The following is a 21,914-nucleotide window of genomic DNA, read 5'->3' as shown; positions in this document are numbered from 1 at the left end:
ACACTCAGTCAACAGATGGTCGCCATGGCGACTGCTCGCCGCTCTTTCCTGGAACGGCTCTGAACTGCGGATAAGAGGTAAGCGGCGGCGACGCGAGTGCGGCTCACGCTTATCTCGCGCACAGCTTGCGTCAACGCATCGTCACGACTGCGCGCGGCCCGAAGGCGGCCTGTGGTGACGCCCGGTTGACGGCCCCCGCCGCATGCTCGCGACCAGTTGTCCCGGGCTGCGGCCGTCACCGCCGGAGCCGGACGCGCGCCGGAGGGGGAGATGTTCGATGGACCGTTGGCCGATCGCCGCGAGGGGGGTCCGCCCTGCGCAGGAACGGGCCGCAGGTGTCGCCGGGGCCGTGGTGGCGTACCGGGTCGGGCGCGGGGGAGCCTCGGCCACCGGGTGGCGGCCGTGACCACCACCGCTCCGCGCGACGAGCAGCTCTGGTCCCGCTGCGCGGGCTGCTCCTCCCTGCTCTATCGCAAGCGGTTGCGGCGCAACCTGGACGTCTGCCCGGAGTGCGGCACGCACGTCCGGTTGGGCGCACCGCAGCGGCTGGCGCAGCTGGTGGACCCCGACTCGTTCCGGGCGCTGCCGGACCGTGTCGTCGAGGTCGACCCGATCGGCTTCGTCGACGTCCTGCCGTACCCGAACCGGCTCGCCGCGGCCCGCACCGGCACCGGCCTGGACGAGGCGGTGCTCTGCGGCACCGCCACCATCGCCGGTCAGCCGGCCGTGCTGGCCGTGATGGACTTCCGGTTCCTCGGCGGCAGCCTGGGCTGCGCGGTCGGTGAGCTGATCACCCGCGCGGCGGAACGGGCGCTGGCCGACCGGGTCCCGCTGGTGCTGGTCACCGCCTCCGGCGGGGCGCGGATGCAGGAGGGCGCCCTGTCGCTGATGCAGATGGCCACGGTCAGCCAGGCGATCGGGGTGCTGCGGGAGGCCGGGCTGCTGACGGTCAGCGTGCTGACCGACCCGACGTACGGCGGGGTGGCCGCCTCCTTCGCCACCAACACCGACCTGGTGCTCGCCGAGACCGGCGCCCGGATGGGCTTCGCCGGTCCCCGGGTGATCCGCCAGGTCACCGGCCGGCCGCTGCCGGAGGGGTTCCAGACCGCCGAGTTCCTGCTCCGGCACGGCCAGGTCGACATGGTGGTGCCGCGCCGGGCGCTGCGCGGCCGGCTCGCGGCGCTGCTCGCCGCGGCCGCCGGCGCCGCCCGGCCCGCGCCGGCGGGGAGCGCCGCCGCGCAGGTGGCGAGCGGTGGTACGGCGATCGCGGCCGTGCCCGCCCCGCGGGCCGCCGGATCCGCGCCCGCCGAGCCGGCGGGCGCCGCGCCGGACGTACCCGTCCGGTCCCCGGTGGACCGGCGCGGACCCGGCGCCACGCCCGACCCGGTCGACGCCTGGGACACCGTGCGGGCCGCCCGGCACCCGGGCCGACCCACCACCCTGGACTATCTGGACAGCGCCTTCGACGGCTTCGTCGAGCTGCACGGCGACCGGCTCGGCGCGGACTGCCCGGCGGTGGTCGGCGGGCTGGCCCGGCTGGACGGGCGACCGGTGATGGTGATCGGCCACCAGAAGGGGCACACCACCGCCGAACTGGTGGCCCGCAACTTCGGCATGGCCAGCCCGGCGGGGCACCGCAAGGCGCTGCGGCTGATGCGCCTGGCCGCCCGGCTGGGGCTGCCGGTGGTGACCCTGGTGGACACCCCCGGCGCGGACCCGGGCGTCGACGCGGAGGAGCAGGGGCAGGCCGCGGCGATCGCGGAGAGCATCCTGACGATGACCGCGCTGCCCACGCCCGTCGTGGCCGTGGTCACCGGCGAGGGGGGCAGCGGCGGGGCGCTGGCGCTGGCCGTGGCCGACCGGGTGCTGATGTTGCGCCGGGCCGTGTATTCGGTGATCAGCCCGGAGGGCTGCGCGGCGATCCTCTGGCCGGACAGCCCGGCCGCGCCGCGGGCCGCGCGGGCGTTGCGGCTGACCGCACCGGACCTGTCCCGCCTCGGCGTGGTGGACCAGATCGTGTCCGAGCCGGACGGCGGCGCCCAGGCCGACCCGCAGGGCGCGGCCGACGAGCTGCGCCGGGCGTTGTCGGCGAACCTGGCCCCGCTGCTGGAGGTGCCCCGGGCCGCGCTGGTGCGCCGCCGACGGGAACGGTTCCGCCGCTTCGGCGCCGCCGGCTCGCTGGCGGTGAAGCGGTGAACGCCGGGCCGACGCCGGACGACGGCGTCCTCACCGAGCTGCGCCGGCACGCCCGTCAGCTGGTCGACGAGCTGGACGGCCCGGTCCGGCGGGTACGGCTGCGCAGCGGCGACACCGTGCTGGAGGTGGAGTGGCACGGGCCCGCCCAGCCGGTGCCGACGCCCCGGGACGCGCCGGCCGGTCAGCCGGTCGCCGCCGCCGAGCAGCCGGCCGCCGCCCTGCTGGTCCGGGCGCCGATGGTCGGCACCTTCTACCGGTCCCCGGAACCGGGCGCGGCGCCCTTCGTGGCCGTCGGCGACCAGGTCCGGACCGGGCAGGTGGTGGGGATCGTCGAGGCGATGAAGCTGCTCAACGAGGTGACCGCCGACCGGGCCGGCCGGGTGGTCGAGTTGCTGGTAGAGGACGGCAAGCCGGTCGAGTACGACCAGCCGCTGGTCGCCCTGGACCCGGCCTGAGACGGCGGGGGCGCGGCGATGTTCGACAAGGTGCTGATCGCCAACCGGGGCGAGATCGCCCTGCGGGTGCTGCGGGCCTGCCGGGAACTGGGCATCCGCACGGTGGCGGTCTACTCCAGCGTGGACGCCGACTCGGCGGTGGTGCGACTGGCCGACGAGGCGGTCCGGATCGGGCCGGCGGGCAGCCGGCAGAGTTACCTCAACGCGGCGGCGATCGTCGAGGCCGCCAAGCAGTGCGGGGCGCAGGCGGTGCACCCCGGCTACGGCTTCCTCTCCGAGGACGCCGACTTCGCCGAGATCTGCGCCGGCAACGGGTTGACCTTCATCGGCCCGCCGCCGCAGGTGATGGCGGCGCTGGCCGACAAGTCCACCGCGCGGGCGCTGATGCGCCGCGCCGGGCTGCCGCTGCCGCCGGGCAGCGTGCAGACCATCGCCACCGTCGAGCAGGCGGTGGCGGTGGCCGCCGAGATCGGCTATCCGGTGATCGTGAAGGCCGCCGCCGGTGGCGGGGGACGGGGCATGACCGTGGTCCGCGACCCGGCCGCCCTGCCCCGGGCGTACACCCGGACCCGGGCCGCCGCGCAGGTCGCCTTCGGTGACGACCGGGTGTACGTCGAGCGGTACCTCACCGCGGCCCGGCACGTCGAGGTGCAGGTGCTCTGCGACGGCCACGGCAACGGGGTGCACCTGGGCACCCGGGACTGCTCGGTGCAACGCCGTCACCAGAAGCTGGTCGAGGAGGCGCCCGCGCCGGCGCTGCCGCCGGAGACGGAGGCGGCGATCACCGCGGCGGCGCTGCGCGGCGCCCTGTCGGTCGGTTTCACCGGGGCGGGGACGGTGGAGTTCCTGCTCGACGACGCCGGCCGGTTCCACTTCCTGGAGATCAACTGCCGGATCCAGGTGGAGCACCCGGTCACCGAGATGATCACCGGGATCGACCTGGTGCACGAGCAGTTGCACATCGCCGCCGGTACGCCGCTGCGGCTGCGCCAGTCCGACGTGCGCCCGCACGGGGTGGCCGTGGAGTGCCGGGTCAACGTGGAGGACCCGGACCGCGACTTCGTGCCCACCCCCGGCCGGCTCGACCGGTTCCAACCCCCCGGTGGCCCGTTCATCCGGGTCGACACCCACGGCCACGCCGGCTACCTGGTCTCCCCGCACTACGACTCGCTGCTGGCCAAGGTGGTCGCCTGGGCGCCGGACCGGGAGCTGGCGCTGCGCCGCCTCGACCGGGCGCTCGCCGAGTTCGACGTGCACGGCCCGGGGGTGCGGACCACCATCCCGTTCGCCCGGCGGGTGCTCGCCGACGCCGCCTTCCGCGCCGGGCACTACACCACCGCGCTGGTCGACCGGCTGCTCGCCGAGGACCCCGCCGTACCGGCCCCCGCCCTGCCCGCGCAACCGGCCGTCGCGGCCGGCGCGCGTCCCCACCGAAGCTGAGGAGAGACCCGATGACCATCGCCGACAGCCGACCCCCGACCACCGAGATCACCGACATCCTGGTGCGGCACTGCGGCCTGGACGCCGACGCGGCCGCCCGCTCGCCCGCCGCCTCCCTGGAGGAGCTGGGCATGGACTCGCTGGCCCTGCTGGAGCTGACCGCCGTGGTCGCCGACCGCTGGCAGGTGCGCATCCCCGAGCAGGCCGGGCAGCTGAGCATCGCCGGCGTCGCCGACCTGGTCGCCCGCCGGGCCGACCCGCCCGGGCACACCGAGAACAGCATCGTCGTCGACGCGCCGCTGGAACTGGTCTGGCGGATCACCAACGACGTGGAGAACTGGCCGCAGCTGTTCACCGAGTACGCCTCGGTGGAGGTGCTGCGCCGCGACGGCGACACCGTGCTGTTCCGGCTGACCATGGTCCCCGACGACAACGGGGTGTCGTGGAGCTGGGTCAGCGAACGCACCGCCGACCCGGCGGCCCGGCAGGTGCGGGCGCACCGGGTGGAGACCGGGCCGTTCGAGTACATGAACATCCAGTGGATGTACGACGCCGAGCCGGACGGCACCCGGATGACCTGGGTGCAGGACTTCGCGATGAAGCCCGGCGCGCCGTTGGACAACGCGGGGATGACCGCGCGGATCAACGCCAACAGTGTCGTGCAGCTGGCCGTGATCAAGGAGCGCGTCGAGCGCGCCCACCGGGGAGGCGACGATGAGTGAGACCCTGCTCGGGCTGGTGGCCGCCCGGGACGTACCGGCCGACCGGCGGCGCGGCGGCGAGCTGCGGGTGCTGCTCGGCCCGAAGACCGTCGGCGCCACCTCCGGGTTCATGGGGGTCGCCGCCCTGGGGCCGGGGGAGCGGATCGCCGAGCACTACCACCCGTACAGCGAGGAGTTCCTCTACGTCTCCCGGGGCGCGATCACCGTCGACCTGGACGACGAGCCGGTCTCCCTGGCCACCGGGGAGGCGCTGTTCGTGCCCCGCAACGTGCGGCACCGGCTGCGCAACACCGGCGACGAGGCGGCCGAGGTGGTGTTCCATCTCGGACCGCTGGCCCCCCGCCCTGAGCTGGGACACGTCGACACCGAGGCGGCCAACCCGTGAGCGGGCGTCGCACGGTGGTGACCGGGGTCGGGGTGGTCGCCCCGGGCGGCGTCACCCGGGACCGGTTCTGGAAGACCATCACCGAGGGGCGTACGGCGACCCGGCGGATCAGCTTCTTCGACCCGTCACCGTTCCGCTCCCAGATCGCCGCCGAGTGCGACTTCGACCCCGACGCGGCGGGGATCACCGTCGCCGAGCGGCAGCGCGCCGACCGGTACGTGCAGTTCGCGCTGGCCTGCGCGGCGGAGGCGGTCGCCGACAGCGGCCTGGAGCTCACCGACGCGCAACGGGAGCGGGCCGGGGTGGTGCTCGGCACCGCCGTCGGCGGCACCATGGCCCTGGAGCAGGAGTACGTGCGGGTCAGCGACTCCGGCCGGCACTGGCTGGTCGACCATCGCCTCGGCGGCCCGTACCTCTACCAGGCCCTGGTGCCCAGCAGCCTGGCCGCGGACGTGGCCTGCCGGCAGGGCCTGCACGGCCCGGCGCAGGTGATCTCCACCGGCTGCACCTCCGGTATCGACGCGATCGGCTACGCCCACCAGCTGATCGCCGACGGCGAGGCCGACGTGGTGCTCGCCGGGGCGGCCGACTCGCCGATCTCCCCGGTCACCGTGGCCTCGTTCGACGCGATCGGGGCGACCAGCCCGGACAACGACGACCCGGCGCACGCCTCCCGACCGTTCGACGCCGACCGGCACGGCTTCGTCCTCGCCGAGGGCGCCGCGGTGCTGGTGCTGGAGGAGCACGAACACGCCCGCCGTCGGGGCGCCCACGTCTACTGCGAGGTCGCCGGGTACGCCAGCCGCAGCAACGGCTTCCACATGACCGGGCTGCGCCCGGACGGGGTGGAGATGGGGCTGGCGATCAGCGCGGCGATGAGACAGGCCCGGCTCGCCCCCGAGCAGGTCTCCTACATCAGCGCGCACGGCTCCGGCACCCGGCAGAACGACCGGCACGAGACCGCCGCGTTCAAACGCGCCCTCGGCGAGGCCGCGTACCGGGTGCCGATCAGTTCGATCAAGTCGATGGTGGGGCACTCGTTGGGCGCCATCGGGTCGATCGAGATGGCCGCCTGCGCCCTGGCCATCGAGTTCGGGGTGGTGCCGCCGACGGCCAACTGGGCCACCCGCGACCCGGAGTGCGACCTGGACTACGTGCCGAACGAGGCGCGGGAGCTGCCGGTGGACGTGGCGCTCTCCGTGGGCAGCGGCTTCGGGGGCTTCCAGTCGGCGATGCTGTTCCGCCGGCTCGCCGGGGTGACCGGATGAGCCCGGTGGGAGGCGACGGCGTGAGCGGCCGGGCGGTGGTCACCGGCATCGGGGTGGTGGCGCCGAGCGGGATCGGCGCCGACGCGCACTGGGCGACGGTGACCGCCCGGGAGCGCCGGACCGGGCCGATCACCCTGTTCGACCCGGCGGGCTACCCGACCCGGGTCGGCGGGGAGGTGCCCGGCTTCGAGGCCACCGCGTGGGTCGAGCAGCGGCGGCTGGTGCAGACCGACCGCTGGACCCACCTGGGCTTCGCCGCCACCCGGCTGGCGCTGGCCGACGCCGGGCTGCCGGAGCGGGCCCCCGACCCGTACGGCTACGCGGTCACCCTGGCCAGCTCGTCCGGGGGGAACCTGTTCGGCCAGCGGGAGCTGCAACGGCTCTGGGGTGGCACGTCGCGCACGGTGGGGGCGTACCAGTCGATCGCCTGGTTCTACGCCGCGAGCGTCGGGCAGCTCTCCATCCACCACCAGTTCAAGGGCCCGTGCGGGGTGCTGGTCGCCGAGGCGGCGGGCGGCCTGGACAGCCTGGCCCACGCCGTCCGGACGATCCGTCGGGGCACCCCGGTGGTGATCGCCGGGGCCACGGAGTGCCCGCTGAGCCCGTACGCGCTGGCCTGTCAGCTGCGCTCCGGGCTGCTCAGCGACGTCTCGGACCCGCGGCGGGCCTACCGGCCGTTCGACCGGGACGCGCAGGGCTACGTGCCGGCCGAGGGGGGTGCGGTCTTCGTGGTGGAGGAACTCGGCCACGCCGTGTCCCGGGGCGCGCGGATCTACGGCGAGGTGACCGGGTGGGCGGCCACCCACGACGCCGCGCCCACCCGACCGGACGCGGCCGAGGCCACCCACTACGCCCGGGCGATGTGGCAGGCGCTGGAACGGGCCGGGGTCGACCCGTCGGAGGTCGACGTGGTGTTCCCCGACGCGTTGGGTGTGCCGGCGCACGACCGGGCCGAGGCCGACGCGCTGCGGTCGGTCTTCGGGGACCGGCCGCCGCCGGTGTCCACCCAGAAACCGTTGACCGGCCGGGCCCACCAGGGCGGCTCGGCGCTGGACGTGGCCACCGCGCTGCTCGCGTTCGCCCACGACACGCTGCCCGCCTCGGCCGGGCCGGACGACCCGGCCGAGGGCTGCGAGCTGGACTTCCTGCGCGAGCACCGGACCCCCCGGCACCGGGTGGCGCTGGTCGCCGCCCGCGGCTTCGACGGCTTCAACACCGCCCTGGTGGTCCGCGGCGCGGCCCCGCGACCCCGCCGGCCGGCCGAAGCGTGACCGCCGCCGGCCGGCGCGGACGAGACCGCTGACCGCCGCCGGCCGGCGCGGCGAAATCGCTGTCGCGCCGGCCGGTGGCGGTGGCATGATCGGCGACCGTGCTGGACCGACCCGAGGGACTCGACGACGCCGACCTCGCCGCCGCGCTGACCGCCGGCTGGGGCTGGCGGGCGGATGCGCTGACGTACCGTCCGGTGGGCTTCGGGGCGTACCACTGGACGGTCACCGACCACGACGGACGGTGCTGGTTCGTCACCGTCGACGACCTGACCGTGGACCCCGAACCGGCCGACGCCGTCCACGCCGCGCTGACCCGGGCCCTGCGCACGGCGGTGGCCCTGCGCCGCGACGCGGGCCTGGAGTTCGTCGTCGCCCCGCAGCCCACCGCGGCCGGGCAGCCGGCGCACCGGCTCGACGCCCGCTACGCGGTGTCGGTCTTCCCGGTCGTCGACGGTGCCGCCGGCCGGTTCGGGCCGCACCGGCCGCAGGACGTGCCCGAGGTGCTGGAGCTGCTGGTCCGGCTGCACGCCGCCACCCCCATGGTGGCCGGAATTGCGCAGCGCGCCGAGCTGGAATGAGCGGTCGTGCGCCACGCTGCCGACCCCCAGGTCGAGGGAGCTCCCGCGTCGCTACCGACCTGAGAGCGCGAACGACTCAGCACCCGGTGATGCCGCGCGGACCGACCCGCCGCGACCGTGAGTCGCCCATGCTGTCAGGTCGGTAGCGGTCGGGACCACACGGCCACCACGCCGCACGGTCGGGCGGTCGCGGGGGTGCGCGGGGTCCGGCCGGGGGAGGATCACCGGCATGGCGTACGTCTACCTGCTGCTCGCGATCGCGTCCGAGGTCTTCGGGACCAGCCTGCTCAAGGCCACCGAGGGCTTCACCCGGCTCTGGCCGACCCTCGGCATGCTGGCCTCCTACGCGGTCGCCTTCGGGCTGCTCGCCCTGGCGGTGCGCGACATCCCCGTCGGGGTGGCCTACGCGGTGTGGTCCGGGCTGGGCACGGCCGCGATCGTGGCGATCGGCGCGGTGTTCCTCGGCGAGCCGTTGAGCGTCACCAAGGTGGTCGGGGTCGCGCTGGTGATCGCCGGGGTCGTGGTGCTCAACCTGGGAGGCGCCCACTGACCCACCGCCCCTGGTCGCTTTCGGACAGGGGCCGTGAACGGGCACGGCGGGGCCGACCCGCCGGTCCCCGCTGGCCGGCGCTCGCGCTCGATCCTGCCCGTCCGATCAAGCGTCGGCAATCCCGCCGGGCGTTCTTTCTGATCTAGCCATTCGCATCTAGCAATGGCTCGCGCGGCTGTCGTAGGGTTCCGTCAGCACCCCGAAGAACGCACCTGTTGGGCGTATTTCGCCCACTTTTCATGCTGGGCGGTGGGCGGTCGTGACCAGGCAACCTGTGGCGGAGAACGCCCTCGGAACGGACCCGGAATGGGTCGACGAGCTGCTGCTCGGCGGCGATCCGGGTGACGTCTGCCTGCGGCTGCCCGACCCCGTCGACCGGGCCACCCTGCGCCGGCTGGTGGCCGACGCGCGGACCCGGCTGGCCGGGGCCGGACTGCGCCGCGGCGGCGCCGTGGCGCTGCGCCTGCCGCCGTCGCTGGCGTACGTGGTGCACCTGCTGGCCACCTGGCGCAGCGGCGGCCAGGCGATCCTGCTCGACCACCGGCTCACCGACCACGAGGTCGACCGGGCGCTGGAACGGCTCACCCCGCAGGTGGTGGTGGCGCCGGTACGCACCGGCGGCGGGGGCCTGCGGATCTTCCACGACGTGACCGCCGGCGTGCAGGCGTACTCCGACCGACCGGCCGGCACCGGACACGCGGTGATCCAGCTCAGCTCCGGCTCCACCGGACCGTCCAAGGTGATCGGCCGCACGGGCGCCGACCTCGCCGCCGAGGTGCTCCGCTACACCCACATCGACGGGGTGGCGCTGCCCGGCGAGCGGATCATCCTGTTGCCCTCGATGGTGCACGTGCTCGGCCTGGTCGGCGGCCTGCTCTACGGGCTGCACGCCCGGGTCGAGCTGGTGCCGCCGCAGCGGCTCAGCGGCGACGCGATCCTCGCCGCGGTGGCCGAGCGGGACACCCCCGCCACCGTGCTCGGCGTGCCCTTCCACATCGGACTGCTCGCCTCCACCACCCCGACCGGGCCGCTGCCGCAGCTCAAGCGGATGACCACCGGCGGTGAGCTGGTGCCCGCCGCGGTGGCCCGCGCCTTCACCGACCGGTACGGCGTCCCGCTGGGCAACATGTACGGGATGACCGAGGTCGGCGTCATCGGCACCGACCTGTACGGGCGGCACCGCCCGGCCATCGCCCCCGCCCCCGGCATCGAGGTACGCGAGTCGTCCACCGGTGAACTGTGGGTCAGCTGCCCCACCAACCCGTACGTCGGCCTCGCCGACCCGACCCGGTGGGCCGACGGCTGGCTGCACACCCGCGACGCCGGCGCCGTCGACCCGGACACCGGGCTGGTCACCATCAAGGGTCGGTTCGACTCGCAGGTCTCGGTCGGTGGGATGAAGGTGGACCTCACCGAGGTCGAGTCCACCCTCACCGGCCTGCCCGGCGTCGCCTCCGCCGTCGTGGTCTGGGACGACGGGATCACCGCGTACGTGCAGCCCGACGGCCCGCTGACCACCGACGCGCTCGACGAGCTGCTCGCGCAACGACTGGCCGGCTACAAGCGCCCCCGAAACCTGCGCCTGCTCGACCAGCTGCCCCGTACCACCACCGGCAAGCTGGTCCGCTCCGCCACCGCGCTGCGCGCCGCCGGCTCATGACCAACCACGACCGCGCGACCCACCCGGTGCGCGCGGCAGTACCACCCCGTACGCGGTGCCCCGACCGGGCACCGGTAGCCGGTCAATGAAATGAGGTCAGACATGCGAGACGAGGTCCGCACCTTCGTCATCGAGCAGCTCGCCGACATGAACTACGACGTGGAGGAGATCGACGACGACACCACCCTCGGCCCGGCCGGGGTGGACCTGGAGTCGCTGGCCCTGGCGGACCTCTCCGTCCGGGTGGAGGACCGCTACGGCCTGAAGTTCGCCGACGACGAGTCGGAGAAGCTGGCCCTGATGACGGTCGGCGAGTTCACCACGATGGTCGCCGACCGGGTCGCCGGGGCGCGACGCGCCGACGCGTGATGGCCGGTCGGCCCGACCTGGGGCGAGCTGACCTGGTGACGATGCTCGCCGAACTGAACGCCACACCCGTGGAGCAGGTCTCCGAGCGGGTCGGCTCGATGGAGCTGGCCTGGCTGGTGCACCTGGTCGAACAGCGTTACGACCGGCGGCTCGACCTCACCGACGAGCAGCTCGCCTCGGTGCGCACCGTGGACGACGCCCTGGCGGTCTTCCACGCCTCGCTCACCGCCGCCGCGGATGGTTGAGCGGACGCCGGTGGCCGTCACCGGCGTACACGCGGTCAGCGCTCTCGGTCGGGGCGCCGAGGCGCAGCTGGCCGGGGTGCTCGCCGGTGTGCCGGCGTTCGCGCCGGTACGCCGCTTCGACGTCACCGGCCGGCGGGTCGGCGTGGGGGCCACCGCCGGCGACGTGGGGCCGCTCGCCGAGGAGCTGGCCGGCGCGGTCGACGCCGCCTGCCGGGCCGCCGGACTGGACCGGACCGGGCGGCGCGGGTCGGCGCTGCTGCTGGCCACCCACGGCGGACCGGTCACCGACGGCGGCCCCGAGGTGCCCGCCCTGGCCGGCTGGCTGGCCGACCGGTGCGGGTTGGGCGGGCGCACCCGGACCTACACCAGCGCCTGCGTCTCGGCCAGCACCGCGGTCGCCGACGCCGCCGCGCTGATCGGCCGCGGCGATGTCACCCGGGTCGTGGTGGCCGCCGGCTACCTGGTCGAGCCGGACCAGTACGCGCTCTTCGACGCCGGCCGGGCGCTGGCCACCGACGGCGCCGTCCGACCGTTCAGCGCCGGCCGCACCGGCCTGCTGCTGGGCGACGGGGTGGCCGCCGTGGTGCTGGAGGCGGCCGGTCGACGCCGCGCCGAGCCGGTCGCCACCGTACGCGGCTGGGGGCGGGCGGGGGACGCGTACCACCCCTGCCAACCCGACCCGACCGGGCGGGGCCTGGCCCGGGCGGTCGAGGCGGCGCTGCGCCGCGCCGGCCTGGGCCCGGCGGACGTCGGCTACGTCAACGCCAACGCCACCGGCACCGCCTTCAGCGACGCCTCCGAGGCGGCGGCGCTGCGGGGCGCGCTGGGCGGGTACGCCGACCGCGTCCCGGTCAGCTCCACCAAGGCGCTGCACGGGCACGCGCTGGAGGCCTCCGGGCTGCTGGAACTGGTGGTCACCGTACAGGTGCTGCGGCACGGCAAGCTGCCGGTCAACGCCGGCTGGCTCGGCCCCGACCCGGCCTGCCCGCTGGACGTGATCGTCGACGCGCCCCGCCCGGCCGGCACGCCGTACGCGTTGAGCCTCAACGCGGCGTTCGGCGGCGCGAACACCGCGCTGCTGGTCGGTGCGGCATGACCGCCGGGGAGGTCGGCGGGCCGGTGGTGCTGGCGCGGGCGGCGTGGCCGGAGCCCGGCGACGGCGCTCCACCGCCGCTGCCCGGGTTCGTGCACTCGCCGTTCCACCCGCTGGTGGCCGCCGTGGCGCGGCGCTGCCTGGACCGCCGCCCGGCCGGCACGCCACCCGGCGAGCAGACGGCGGTGGTGCTGGTCAGCGCCCAAGGCGACCGGGCCAGCGCCGAGCACGTGCGGGCCGCCGTGGCCGGCGGCGCCCGGGTCGGGCCGCTGTTCTTCTTCCAGTCGGTGCCGAACAGCGTCGCCGGGCTGGTGGCCGCGCGGCACGGGCTGCACGGCCCGGTGGTCTGTCTCGCCCCGACCGGCGACCCGCTGGCCGGCGGCACCGCCGAGGTCGACCTGCTGCTGCACGACGGCGACGCCGACGAGGCGTTGCTGGTCCTGATCGAACAGGCACCCGACGCGCCCGGGACGGCGGTCGCGGTGCTGCTGGGGGGAGGAACTGGCCAATGAGGACCAAGGGACTGCGCGGCACCCTCGCCGCGGACGGGGAACTGGGCGCCGGGAACGTGCTGGCCCGGGTGCTGGCGCACGGCGCCGACCCGGACGGCCCCGGGTTGACCTTCGACACCCCGGTCGACGGGCACCCGGCCGAGCACCCGCTCACGCTGGGCCAGCTCGACCAGCGGGTCGCCGCCCGCGCGGCCTGGCTGCACGAGCGCGGGGTACGCCCACGCGACCCGATCGCGGTGTGGGCCACCGGGGCCGCCGACATGGTGCTGAGCTTCCTGGCGTTGACCCGGCTCGGCGCGATCCCGGCGCTGATGAACGGCAGGCTGCGCCCGGAGATCGCCGCCGAGTACATCCGCCGGCTGCGCGCCGCCGGGGTGCTCGCCGACGCCGCGCACACCGCGCTGCTGGCCGGGCACGAGCTGGGCGCTCCGCTGCTCGGCGAGCCGGCCGACGCCGGCGCCGGCGACCCGGCCGCCGCCCCGGCGCACTACCGCCACCACGCCGAGGACCCGATCGTCATCACCCACACCTCCGGCACCACCGGCGTGCCGAAGGCGGTGCTGCACTCCCACTCGAGCCTCTTCGCCGCCACCCGACACCTGCTGTCGATGCCGCAGGCGCAGGGCACCCGCCGGATCCTCAACGCGCTGCCCGCCCCGCACACCGCCACGGTGCTGATGGTCAACCAGGCGTTGGGCAACCGGGCGGAGATGTTCCTGGTGTCCGACCAGGGCGGCGAACAGGTCCTCGACGCCATCGCGCGCTGGCGGCCCGACGGGGTGTTCGGCTTCTCGGTCACCTGGGCGGAGCTGGCCCGCTTCGACCTGTCCGGCTACGACCTGGACTCGGTGCGGCTGTGGTTCAACACCGGCGACTGCTCGCATGAGCCGCACGTGCGGCGGCTGGTCGCGGTCGGCTCCCGGGACGTGGTGACCCGCGAGGGGGTGACCCGGGTGCCCGGGTCGGTCTTCATCGACGGGTTGGGCTCCAGCGAGATGGGGCACTCGATGTTCCACATCACCCACACCCCGGACACCGACCGGTACGGCCGCTGCGTCGGCCGCCCGTACCGGTTCACGAAGGTCGCCGTCCTCGACCTCGACGGCAACGAGCTGCCACCCGGACAGGTGGGCTGGCTGGGCATCGACTCTCCGTCGCTGTTCCGCGGCTACTGGAACGACTCGGTGACCACCTGGCGGTCCCGGCTGCGTGGCTGGTACCTCACCGGTGACCTGGTGCACGCCGACGACGAGGGCCGCTACTACCACCTGGACCGGGCGGTCGACTCGGTCGAGGCCGGCGACGGGAAGCGGTTCTTCACCGCCCTGTCCGAGGAGCGGATCCTCGCCGCCTGCCCGGACGTCACCGACTGCACGGTGGTCATCGTGCAGGAGGCCGACGCCGTCGTCACCGACGCCCTGCTGGAACTGGCCGCCGGCGCCGACCCGGAGCGGGACCGCACCGCCGAGGTCCGCGCCGCCCTCGGCGCCGACGTCGGGGCCACCCTGCGCCGGGTGGTGCCGGTCGACGCGGCGCAGATCCCGGTCACCGTCACCGGCAAGGTCCGCAAGGTGGCGCTGCGCGAGCGGTACCTGACCGGGTCCGCGTCATGACCGCCGTCATCACCGGGATGGGGCTGCGCACCCCGGCCGGGCACGGCGTCGAGGAGACCTTCGCCGCGCTGACCACCGGCCGGTCCGGACTCGTCCGGCCCCCGGCCGACCATCCGGCGGCCGGGTCGCTGGAGGTCGCCGGGGTGCTGCCGGAGATCGACCCGCGCACCGTCGCGTCCGGCCCGGAGACCCGGGTGCTGGACCGGGTCGTGGTGCTGGCCCTGCTCACCGCCGCCGAGGCGCTCGCCGACGCCGGCATCGAGGTGGGGCGCGACGTCGACCCCGAGCGGGTCGCGGTGATCATCGGCGGGGTCGGTGGGATGTCCACCCTGGAACGGCAGGTCCTGGCCCGGGCCGAACGGGGCCGGGCGGCGGTCAGCCCGTACCTGCTCACCGGGATCCTGCCGAACATGCCGTCGGCGCGGGTCGCCATCGCGCACGGCATCCGCGGCTACAGCTCCTCGGTCGGTACGGCCTGCGCCTCCGGCGCCCAGGCGGTCGCCGACGGGGTACGCCTGATCCGCGCCGGCGAGGCCGACGTGGTGGTCTGCGGGGCGAGCGAGGCGCCGCTCTTCCCGACCTTCGCCGACACCTTCGCCAACGCCCGCGCCCTGGCCAGGGGCTGGGACGACCCGGCCGAGGCCAGCCGCCCGTTCGACCGGCGGCGCAACGGTTTCGTGCTGGCCGAGGGGGCGGCGCTGCTGGTGCTGGAGCGCACCGCGCACGCCGCCGCCCGGGGCGTCGGCTCGTACGCGGAGGTGGCCGGGTACGGGGTGAACACCGACGCGTACCACCCGACGGCTCCCCGGCCCGACGGCGCCGGGGCGGCGGCCTGCATGCGGCGGGCCCTGGCCAGCGGTGGTGTCGCCGCCGGTGACGTCGGCTACGTGAACGCCCACGGCACCGGCACGAAACTCGGCGACATCGCCGAGACCACCGCCCTGGGTGAGGTCTTCGGCGTCGGCGGGGTGGCGGTCAGCTCCACCAAGGCGCTCACCGGCCACCTGCTCGGCGCCTCCGGGGTGCTGGAGGCGGCGGCCACCGCGCTGGCGCTTTCCCGGGGGCTGCTGCCCCCGACGTACAACCTGGACGACCCGGACCCGGACTGCCCGGCGGACCACGTCCGCAAGGAACCCCGGGCCACCGGTACGGACCTGGCGATCACCAACTCCTTCGGCTTCGGCGGCCAGAACGTCAGCCTGCTGCTGCGCCGGACCGCCGGCACGCGGGCGACCGCGCCGGGGAGGTGATCGGTGCTCCAACCGGGCGGTGCGAGGCCCGGACGGCTGGCACGGGGGGACATGGGAAGGGGTGAAGATGGAAATCAAGGGAATAGACCATATCGAGCTGTACGTCGGGGATGCCCGGCAGGCGGCCTTCTACTTCGGCACGGCGGTCGGGTTCCGGCTGCGCGGCCAGGGCGGCCCGGAGACCGGGCTGGCCGACCAGCGGTCACTGCTGCTGGCCCAGGCCGACATCCGGATGGTGCTGACCTCCGGGCTGACCGCCGAGCATCCGGCGTCGGCGTACGTGCAACGCCACGGCGACGGCATCGCCGTGGTGGCGCTGGAGGTCGACGACGTCGTCGGGGCGTACGCGGAGCTGCTGGAACGCGGCGCGACCGGGGTGACCGCCCCACGGACCCACACCGGCGCGGACGCCGAGGTGGTGACCGCCGAGGTCGGCGGCTTCGGCGACGTGCTGCACCGGCTGGTGCAGCGGCGCGGCGACCGGACGCAGTTCCTGCCCGGCGCGATCGACATGCTGCCGGCCGTTGACGACGACCGGCTGCTCGCCGAGATCGACCACCTGGCGGTCTGCGTGCCGCCCGGGCAGCTCGACCAGACGGTCGGGCACTACACGACGGTCTTCGGCTTCGCCGAGATCTTCGCCGAGCACGTCGAGGTCGCCGGGCAGGCGATGAACTCCAAGGTGGTGCAGAGCCCGTCCGGGCGGGTCACGCTGGTGCTGCTGGAACCGGACACCAGCGCCCGGCCAGGCCAGATCGAGGACTTCCTGCGCTGGCACGCCGGGGCCGGGGTGCAGCACCTCGGGCTGCGCACCGACGACATCGTCACCGCGGTGGGCGCCCTCGCCCAGCGCGGGGTGCGCTTCGCCGGTGGCGCCCCGGCGGCCTACTACGACCACCTGGAGCGGCGGGTCGGCAAGGTCGACGCGCCGCTGCAACGGCTGCGCGACCTGAGCATCCTGGTCGACTCCGACCACGGCGGGCAGCTGCTCCAGATCTTCACCGAGTCGATGCACGTGCGGCGCACCCTCTTCCTCGAGCTGATCGAGCGGCGCGGGGCGCTGACCTTCGGCAGCGGCAACATCAAGGCGCTCTACGAGGCCAAGGAACGGGAGCTGGCCGCCGCGGCCGCGGCCGTCCCGCAGGGGGTGTCGGTGTGAGCGCGAGGAGTGAGCCGGTCCTGCGAGCCCCGCAGTCGCGATCAGAGAAGGCCCGATGACCACCACCGAGTTCTCCCCGACCCTGACCGCCGAGGAGCAGGAGCTGCTCCCCTCCGACGACGACGTGCGGCACTACGCCGAGCACGGCTGGTACCTGTCGAAGAAGCTGCTCACCGACGACGAGGTGGACGCCCTGGTCGCCGCCACCGACCGCTACTACGCAGGCGATCGCGACCGGCTGCTCCCGGTACGCCCGCCGAAGCTGGCGTACTGGGACCCGTCGAAGGGTGACGTACAGCGGCACAACGACTACGTGCACCACGAGCACGACGCGATCGGCGCGATCCTGCGCAAGCCGCTGATCGGTGCGGTCGCCGCCCGGCTGGCCCGGGCCGAGGAGATCCGGGTCTTCCAGTCCACGCTGATCTGGAAACCGCCGATCTCCGGCGAGCCGTCGAACATCGTGCCCTGGCACTTCGACAAGCACTACTGGGCGTCCTCGTCGTCGGAGAAGATGCTCACCGCCTTCATCCCGTTCCACGACTGCGGGGAGGAGATGGGCACCATCACCATGGTCGACGGCTCGCACCGGTGGAAGGAGATCGGCGCCGACGACACCGTGGTGCGGCACTTCGCCGACCGCGACCGCGACCAGCTGGAGGAGATGCTGGCCGAGAACGCGGCCCACAACGGCGCGTCGATCCGCAAGATCCCGATGGTGATCCCCAGGGGACACATGTCCTTCCACCACTGCCGCACCTACCACGGCAGCGGGGCCAACGTCAGCGGCCGCCCCCGCCGGGCGATCTCGCTGCACCTGCAGGACGGCGACAACGCCTGGCGGGAGTACCCGCTCTCCGACGGCACCCTCGCCGGCTACAACCACGACACGCTGGTCCGCCGCACCCACGACGGGCGGCCGGACTACGCGGACCCCGAATACTGCCCGGTCATCTGGCGCCACCGCGCCCCGCAGGGAGGCTGAACATGTCACGGTACGACTGGGGGAAGACCCACCCGGGCATCGAGCGGCTGGAGCAGGCGGTGACCGACCGCCGCGACGCGGTCGTCCAGCACCCGCTCTACGCCAACCTGGACACCCACGAGGCGCTGGTCACCTTCATGGAGCACCACGTCTTCGCGGTCTGGGACTTCATGTCCCTGCTGAAGTCGTTGCAGCGGCAGCTGACCTGCGTGTCCGTGCCGTGGATCCCCACCGGCCCGACCGGCAGCCGGCGGCTGATCAACGACATCGTGATGGTGGAGGAGAGCGACGAGCTCGGCGAGGGCTACATCAGCCACTTCGAGCTCTACGTGCGGGGCATGCGGGAGGCCGGCGCCGACACCACCGCCGTGGACGCGCTGATCGACCTGCTGCGCGCCGGCACCGGCGTCACCGAGGCGCTGACCGCGGCCGGCGTGCCCGCACCGTCGGCCCGGTTCGCCGCCACCACCTGGCAGATCATCGAGTCGACCCCGGTGCACTGCCAGGCCGCCGCGTTCGCCTTCGGCCGCGAGGACCTGATCCCCGACATGTTCACCCAGGTCGTCGCGGTCAACGAACGCAGCCGCCGGCTGCACACCTTCGTCGACTACCTGGAGCGGCACATCGAGGTCGACGGGGAGCAGCACACCCCGATGGCCATGCAGATGCTCGCCGACCTGTGCGGCGACGACGACGTCAAGTGGCAGGAGTGCGCCGACACGGTCAACCTGGCGCTCACCGCCCGGGCCCGGCTCTGGGACGACATCCTGGCCGCCGTCAAGGAGGGACGCGACCGGTGACCGACGACCCGGTCCGGCTCTACCGGACGGTCCGGCTGATCCGCCGGTTCGAGGAGCGGGCCATCGAACTGGTCCGCTCCGGGCACATCGTCGGCGGCATCCACCCGTACCTCGGGCAGGAGGGGATCGCCGCCGGGGTGTGCGCGGCGCTGCGCGGCACGGACCTGGTCACCGGCACCCACCGCGGGCACGGGCACGTGCTCGCCAAGGGCGCCGACCCGGCCCGGACGATGGCCGAGCTGTGCGGCCGGGAGACCGGGTCGAACCGGGGCCGGGGCGGGTCGATGCACGCCGCCGACTTCTCGATCGGGGTGCTCGGCGCCAACGCGATCGTCGGCGCCGCCGGCGCGATCCTCACCGGGGCGGTGTGGGCGCGCCGGCGGCGCGGCGACGACGTGGTCGGGGCGACCTTCTTCGGCGACGGCGCGGTCAACGAGGGGATGCTGCTGGAGGCGTTCAACCTGGCCGCGCTCTGGCGGGTGCCGGTGCTGTTCGTCTGCGAGAACAACGGCTACGCCACCACCATGCCCGTGCAGGGCGCGGTGGCCGGCACCATCACCGGCCGGGCGGAGGCGTTCGGCATGCCGGCCGCCGTCGTCGACGGCCAGGACCCCGAGCGGGTCCGCGACGCCACCGCCGCCGCCGTCGCGCGGATGCGCGCCGGCGGCGGCCCCGAGCTGGTCGAGGCCCGCACCTACCGCTTCGACGCCCACCACACCTTCGAACATTCGGTACGCCTCGACTACCGCCCGCCGCAGGAGGTGGCGGCCGGTCGGGAGCGGGATCCGGTGGTGATCCAGGGCGACCGGCTGCCCGAGGCCACCCGGCGGATTGTGGACGCCGAGGTGGAGGCGACGCTGACCGCGGCGGTGGAGTTCGCCCTCGCCGGCCCGCACCCGGACCCGGCCGGCGCCCTGGACCACCTGTACGCCAGCGGGCTGGTCGCCCGGACCGGAGGTGGCTGATGCCCAGGTTGTCGTACCGCAAGGCGCTCACCCGGGCGCTCGCCGACGAGCTGGCCCGCGACTCCGACGTCTTCCTGCTCGGCGAGGACATCCGGGTGGCCGCCTCGAACGTCACCGCCGGACTGCTGAAGAAGTTCGGGCCGGAGCGGGTGATCGACACCCCGCTGTCGGAGCAGGCGTTCACCAGCTTCGCCACCGGCGCCGCCCTGGCCGGGCTGCGACCGGTGATCGAGTTCCAGATCCCGTCGCTGCTGTTCCTGGTCTTCGAGCAGATCGTCAACCACGCGCACAAGTTCCCGCTGATGACCGGCGGGCAGTGCGCGGTGCCGGTCACCTACCTGGTGCCCGGATCCGGCTCCCGGACCGGCTGGGCGGGGCAGCACTCCGACCACCCGTACAGCCTCTTCGCCCACGTCGGGGTGACCACCGTGGTGCCGGCCACCCCGGCCGACGCGTACGGGCTGCTGGTGTCCGCGATCCGCTGCGACGACCCGGTGGTGGTCTTCGCCCCGGCCGGCGCGCTGGAGGTGCGGGCCGACGTGGACGACCTCGCGCCGGTGCCGCTGGGTCGCGGCGTGGTCCGCCGGGCCGGTGACGACGTCACCGTGGTCGCGGTCGGCCACCTGGTGCACGACGCGCTGGCCGTGGCCGAGGAGCTGACCGGCGAGGTGTCGGTGGAGGTCTTCGACCCGCGCACCCTCTACCCGTTCGACGTCGACGGGCTGGTCGACTCGGTGTCCCGCACCGGGCGGCTGGTGGTCGTCGACGACTCCAACCGGTCCTGCGGCATCGCCGCCGAGATCATCACCAGCGTGCTGGAACGGGTACGGCTGGCCGCCCCGCCCCGGCGGGTCACCCGCCCCGACGGTGCGGTGCTGCCCTTCGCGCCCGCCCTGGACCGGGCCGTGCAGCCCGGACGGGACCAGCTCACCGCCGCCATCCACCTGTGCATGAAGGACGGATCATGATCGACCCGGACTACTCGTGGCCGCCCCTCGGGCAGGCCTGGGAGCAGCTGCCCGAGGCCACCCGCACCGGCATGGTGGCCGCCGGCGCCGCCGCCTGGGAGCAGGTCTTCCACGGTCGGGCCACCTACAACAAGCAGTGGCGGCTGGCCCGGCCGCCGGTGTTCACCGCCGACGCGTTCCGTGAGCTCAACGGGGTCTGCGACCGGATCGCCCAGCTCATCCTCGAGGCGTGCCGGCGGCGGGCCGGCACCGCCGGGGAGCTGCGCCGGCTGCTGGACGTGCCGCAGGGGGAGACGAAGCTGCTCGACGAGGACGAGCCGCTGCACGAAGGGCTGCTCGCGGCGTACCGCCCGGACGTGCTCTTCTCCGGAGGGGTGCCGTGCATCGTCGAGTACAACATCGACAGCAGCCTCGGCGGCGGCTTCGACGCCGACACGGTCATCCAGCGGTACGGGCAGCTCTACGCCGACCGCGGCCTGCTCGACGATGCCCACCCCGCGCCGTCCCTGCTGGACCAGCGGTTCGTCGCCATCCGGGAGACCCTGGACCTGCCCGACGGCGCCCGGGTGGCGCTGCTGATGGACTTCGACGCCGACTATCCCGGCCTGGACGACCCGGAGACGTTCGTCCGGATCCTCTCCCCGCTGGCCGACCGGGCCCGGCACTTCGGCATCGACCTGGTCATCGGGCCGGTCTCCGCGGCCACCCTCGACGACCGGCGGCGGCTGGTGGTCGACGGCGCCCCGGTGGACGCGCTGTTCCGCCTCTTCGTGCCCAACCGGGTCACCCCCAGCGCCGGCCTGGACGCCGTCGCCGGGGCGCTCGCCGCCGGCACCCTGCCGATGTTCGTCAGCGCCGCCGCCTGGCTGCTCGGCAACAAGGTGAACTTCGCCTGGCTCTGGGCGGACCTCGACCAGCTGGCCGAGGCGGACCGCACCCTGGTCCGCCGGTACGTCCCGCACACCGTGGTGCTCACCGCCGACCAGCTCGACCGGGCCCTCGCCGAGCAGCACGACCTGGTGGCCAAGCCGGCCGGTGGCTCCGCCGGGCACGGCGTGCTGATCGGCCGGGAGCTGAGCCCGGTCGCCTGGGAGGACGGCGTACGCGCCGCCATCGAGGCCGGCGGGAACATCCTGCAGCGCTACCACCACGCCGACCGGGTGCCGATGGACTTCGTGCAGATCGAGACCGGGGAGACCGTCACCGCCGAGGTCCCGTACAGCCTCGCCCCGTACCTGTTCGGCCGCACCGGTTCGGGCGCCCTGGCCCGGGTCGGCTACCCCGGCTGCGACGAGGTCCTCAACCTCGCCCGCGGCGTCCTCCTCACCGGCATCCTCCTCACTCCCTGACCGCACCCCGCGCCCCGCCGGCCGCCTCGTTGATCAGGGAGTTTGCGTCAGGAATCGGCTCCCGCCTCGACGCAAACTCCT

The 21,914-nt window shown here is 74.6% G+C and carries 22 protein-coding genes; all 22 read left to right on the top strand.

The genetic code is table 11. From position 1 onward, the window contains the following. Positions 1-402: 402 nt before the first annotated feature. The 22 genes from GA0070564_RS08950 (at position 403) to GA0070564_RS08845 (ending at position 21,833) form a co-directional block, all read left to right on the top strand. Entirely contained in the window at positions 403-2,196 is a 1,794-nt protein-coding gene (locus GA0070564_RS08950; RefSeq protein WP_091607011.1) for an acetyl-CoA carboxylase carboxyltransferase subunit alpha, read from the top strand. Beyond that, on the top strand, positions 2,193-2,651 hold the full coding sequence (gene accB, locus GA0070564_RS08945) for an acetyl-CoA carboxylase biotin carboxyl carrier protein (RefSeq protein ID WP_091605609.1): 459 nt from the start codon (positions 2,193-2,195) through the stop codon (positions 2,649-2,651). The genes GA0070564_RS08950 and accB overlap by 4 nt, the downstream gene beginning before the upstream one ends. A gap of 18 nt (positions 2,652-2,669) precedes the next feature. After that, positions 2,670-4,091, top strand: a complete 1,422-nt coding sequence (locus GA0070564_RS08940; RefSeq protein WP_091605604.1) for an acetyl-CoA carboxylase biotin carboxylase subunit — start codon at positions 2,670-2,672, stop codon at positions 4,089-4,091. Positions 4,092-4,102: 11 nt separating this feature from the next. Continuing rightward, positions 4,103-4,813, top strand: coding sequence for an SRPBCC family protein (locus tag GA0070564_RS08935; protein ID WP_091605601.1), 711 nt, complete (start codon positions 4,103-4,105; stop codon positions 4,811-4,813). Then, positions 4,806-5,198, top strand: a complete 393-nt coding sequence (locus tag GA0070564_RS08930; protein ID WP_091605598.1) for a cupin domain-containing protein — start codon at positions 4,806-4,808, stop codon at positions 5,196-5,198. Before GA0070564_RS08935 ends, GA0070564_RS08930 begins: the two co-directional genes overlap by 8 nt. Beyond that, complete coding sequence (locus tag GA0070564_RS08925; protein ID WP_091605592.1) at positions 5,195-6,466, top strand: beta-ketoacyl-[acyl-carrier-protein] synthase family protein; 1,272 nt, start codon at positions 5,195-5,197, stop codon at positions 6,464-6,466. Before GA0070564_RS08930 ends, GA0070564_RS08925 begins: the two co-directional genes overlap by 4 nt. Before the next feature lie 20 nt (positions 6,467-6,486). Further along, the gene (locus GA0070564_RS08920; protein ID WP_091607008.1) at positions 6,487-7,737 is read left to right on the top strand and encodes a beta-ketoacyl synthase N-terminal-like domain-containing protein; all 1,251 of its coding nucleotides are present in this window, start codon (positions 6,487-6,489) and stop codon (positions 7,735-7,737) included. Positions 7,738-7,835: 98 nt separating this feature from the next. After that, positions 7,836-8,315 carry a hypothetical protein gene (locus GA0070564_RS08915; protein WP_091605588.1) on the top strand — a complete coding sequence of 160 codons (480 nt, stop codon included), beginning with the start codon at positions 7,836-7,838 and terminating at the stop codon, positions 8,313-8,315. Between the two features lie 229 nt (positions 8,316-8,544). Further along, on the top strand, positions 8,545-8,865 hold the full coding sequence (locus GA0070564_RS08910) for a DMT family transporter (protein ID WP_091605584.1): 321 nt from the start codon (positions 8,545-8,547) through the stop codon (positions 8,863-8,865). A gap of 274 nt (positions 8,866-9,139) precedes the next feature. Next, on the top strand, positions 9,140-10,525 hold the full coding sequence (locus GA0070564_RS08905; protein WP_425412446.1) for a class I adenylate-forming enzyme family protein: 1,386 nt from the start codon (positions 9,140-9,142) through the stop codon (positions 10,523-10,525). Positions 10,526-10,627: 102 nt separating this feature from the next. Beyond that, positions 10,628-10,894, top strand: a complete 267-nt coding sequence (locus GA0070564_RS08900; protein WP_088971801.1) for an acyl carrier protein — start codon at positions 10,628-10,630, stop codon at positions 10,892-10,894. Next, positions 10,894-11,139: a hypothetical protein gene (locus GA0070564_RS08895; protein ID WP_091605577.1), complete on the top strand. Its 246-nt coding sequence runs from the start codon at positions 10,894-10,896 to the stop codon at positions 11,137-11,139. Before GA0070564_RS08900 ends, GA0070564_RS08895 begins: the two co-directional genes overlap by 1 nt. Then, positions 11,132-12,235: a beta-ketoacyl-[acyl-carrier-protein] synthase family protein gene (locus tag GA0070564_RS08890; RefSeq protein ID WP_091605573.1), complete on the top strand. Its 1,104-nt coding sequence runs from the start codon at positions 11,132-11,134 to the stop codon at positions 12,233-12,235. Before GA0070564_RS08895 ends, GA0070564_RS08890 begins: the two co-directional genes overlap by 8 nt. Continuing rightward, a complete protein-coding gene (locus tag GA0070564_RS08885) occupies positions 12,232-12,744 on the top strand; it encodes a beta-ketoacyl synthase chain length factor (RefSeq protein ID WP_091605568.1) in 513 nt (170 codons plus the stop codon). Before GA0070564_RS08890 ends, GA0070564_RS08885 begins: the two co-directional genes overlap by 4 nt. Continuing rightward, entirely contained in the window at positions 12,741-14,357 is a 1,617-nt protein-coding gene (locus GA0070564_RS08880) for a class I adenylate-forming enzyme family protein (RefSeq protein ID WP_091605564.1), read from the top strand. Before GA0070564_RS08885 ends, GA0070564_RS08880 begins: the two co-directional genes overlap by 4 nt. Beyond that, a complete protein-coding gene (locus GA0070564_RS08875) occupies positions 14,354-15,607 on the top strand; it encodes a beta-ketoacyl-[acyl-carrier-protein] synthase family protein (protein WP_091605560.1) in 1,254 nt (417 codons plus the stop codon). Before GA0070564_RS08880 ends, GA0070564_RS08875 begins: the two co-directional genes overlap by 4 nt. A gap of 67 nt (positions 15,608-15,674) precedes the next feature. Then, positions 15,675-16,766, top strand: a complete 1,092-nt coding sequence (gene hppD, locus GA0070564_RS08870) for a 4-hydroxyphenylpyruvate dioxygenase (protein WP_091607005.1) — start codon at positions 15,675-15,677, stop codon at positions 16,764-16,766. 55 nt (positions 16,767-16,821) lie between these two features. Further along, positions 16,822-17,751 carry a phytanoyl-CoA dioxygenase family protein gene (locus GA0070564_RS08865; protein WP_091605556.1) on the top strand — a complete coding sequence of 310 codons (930 nt, stop codon included), beginning with the start codon at positions 16,822-16,824 and terminating at the stop codon, positions 17,749-17,751. Positions 17,752-17,753: 2 nt separating this feature from the next. Beyond that, positions 17,754-18,551 carry a DUF3050 domain-containing protein gene (locus tag GA0070564_RS08860; protein ID WP_091605552.1) on the top strand — a complete coding sequence of 266 codons (798 nt, stop codon included), beginning with the start codon at positions 17,754-17,756 and terminating at the stop codon, positions 18,549-18,551. Further along, the gene (locus tag GA0070564_RS08855; protein WP_091605548.1) at positions 18,548-19,516 is read left to right on the top strand and encodes a thiamine pyrophosphate-dependent dehydrogenase E1 component subunit alpha; all 969 of its coding nucleotides are present in this window, start codon (positions 18,548-18,550) and stop codon (positions 19,514-19,516) included. Before GA0070564_RS08860 ends, GA0070564_RS08855 begins: the two co-directional genes overlap by 4 nt. Then, positions 19,516-20,484, top strand: a complete 969-nt coding sequence (locus GA0070564_RS08850) for an alpha-ketoacid dehydrogenase subunit beta (RefSeq protein ID WP_091605543.1) — start codon at positions 19,516-19,518, stop codon at positions 20,482-20,484. The genes GA0070564_RS08855 and GA0070564_RS08850 overlap by 1 nt, the downstream gene beginning before the upstream one ends. Then, positions 20,481-21,833: an ATP-grasp domain-containing protein gene (locus GA0070564_RS08845; protein ID WP_176730610.1), complete on the top strand. Its 1,353-nt coding sequence runs from the start codon at positions 20,481-20,483 to the stop codon at positions 21,831-21,833. The genes GA0070564_RS08850 and GA0070564_RS08845 overlap by 4 nt, the downstream gene beginning before the upstream one ends. Positions 21,834-21,914 lie beyond the last annotated feature (81 nt).

The sequence above is a fragment of the Micromonospora mirobrigensis genome (assembly GCF_900091555.1).
Classification (GTDB): domain Bacteria; phylum Actinomycetota; class Actinomycetes; order Mycobacteriales; family Micromonosporaceae; genus Micromonospora; species Micromonospora mirobrigensis.
This window is presented reverse-complemented; position numbering and strand designations above follow the sequence as displayed.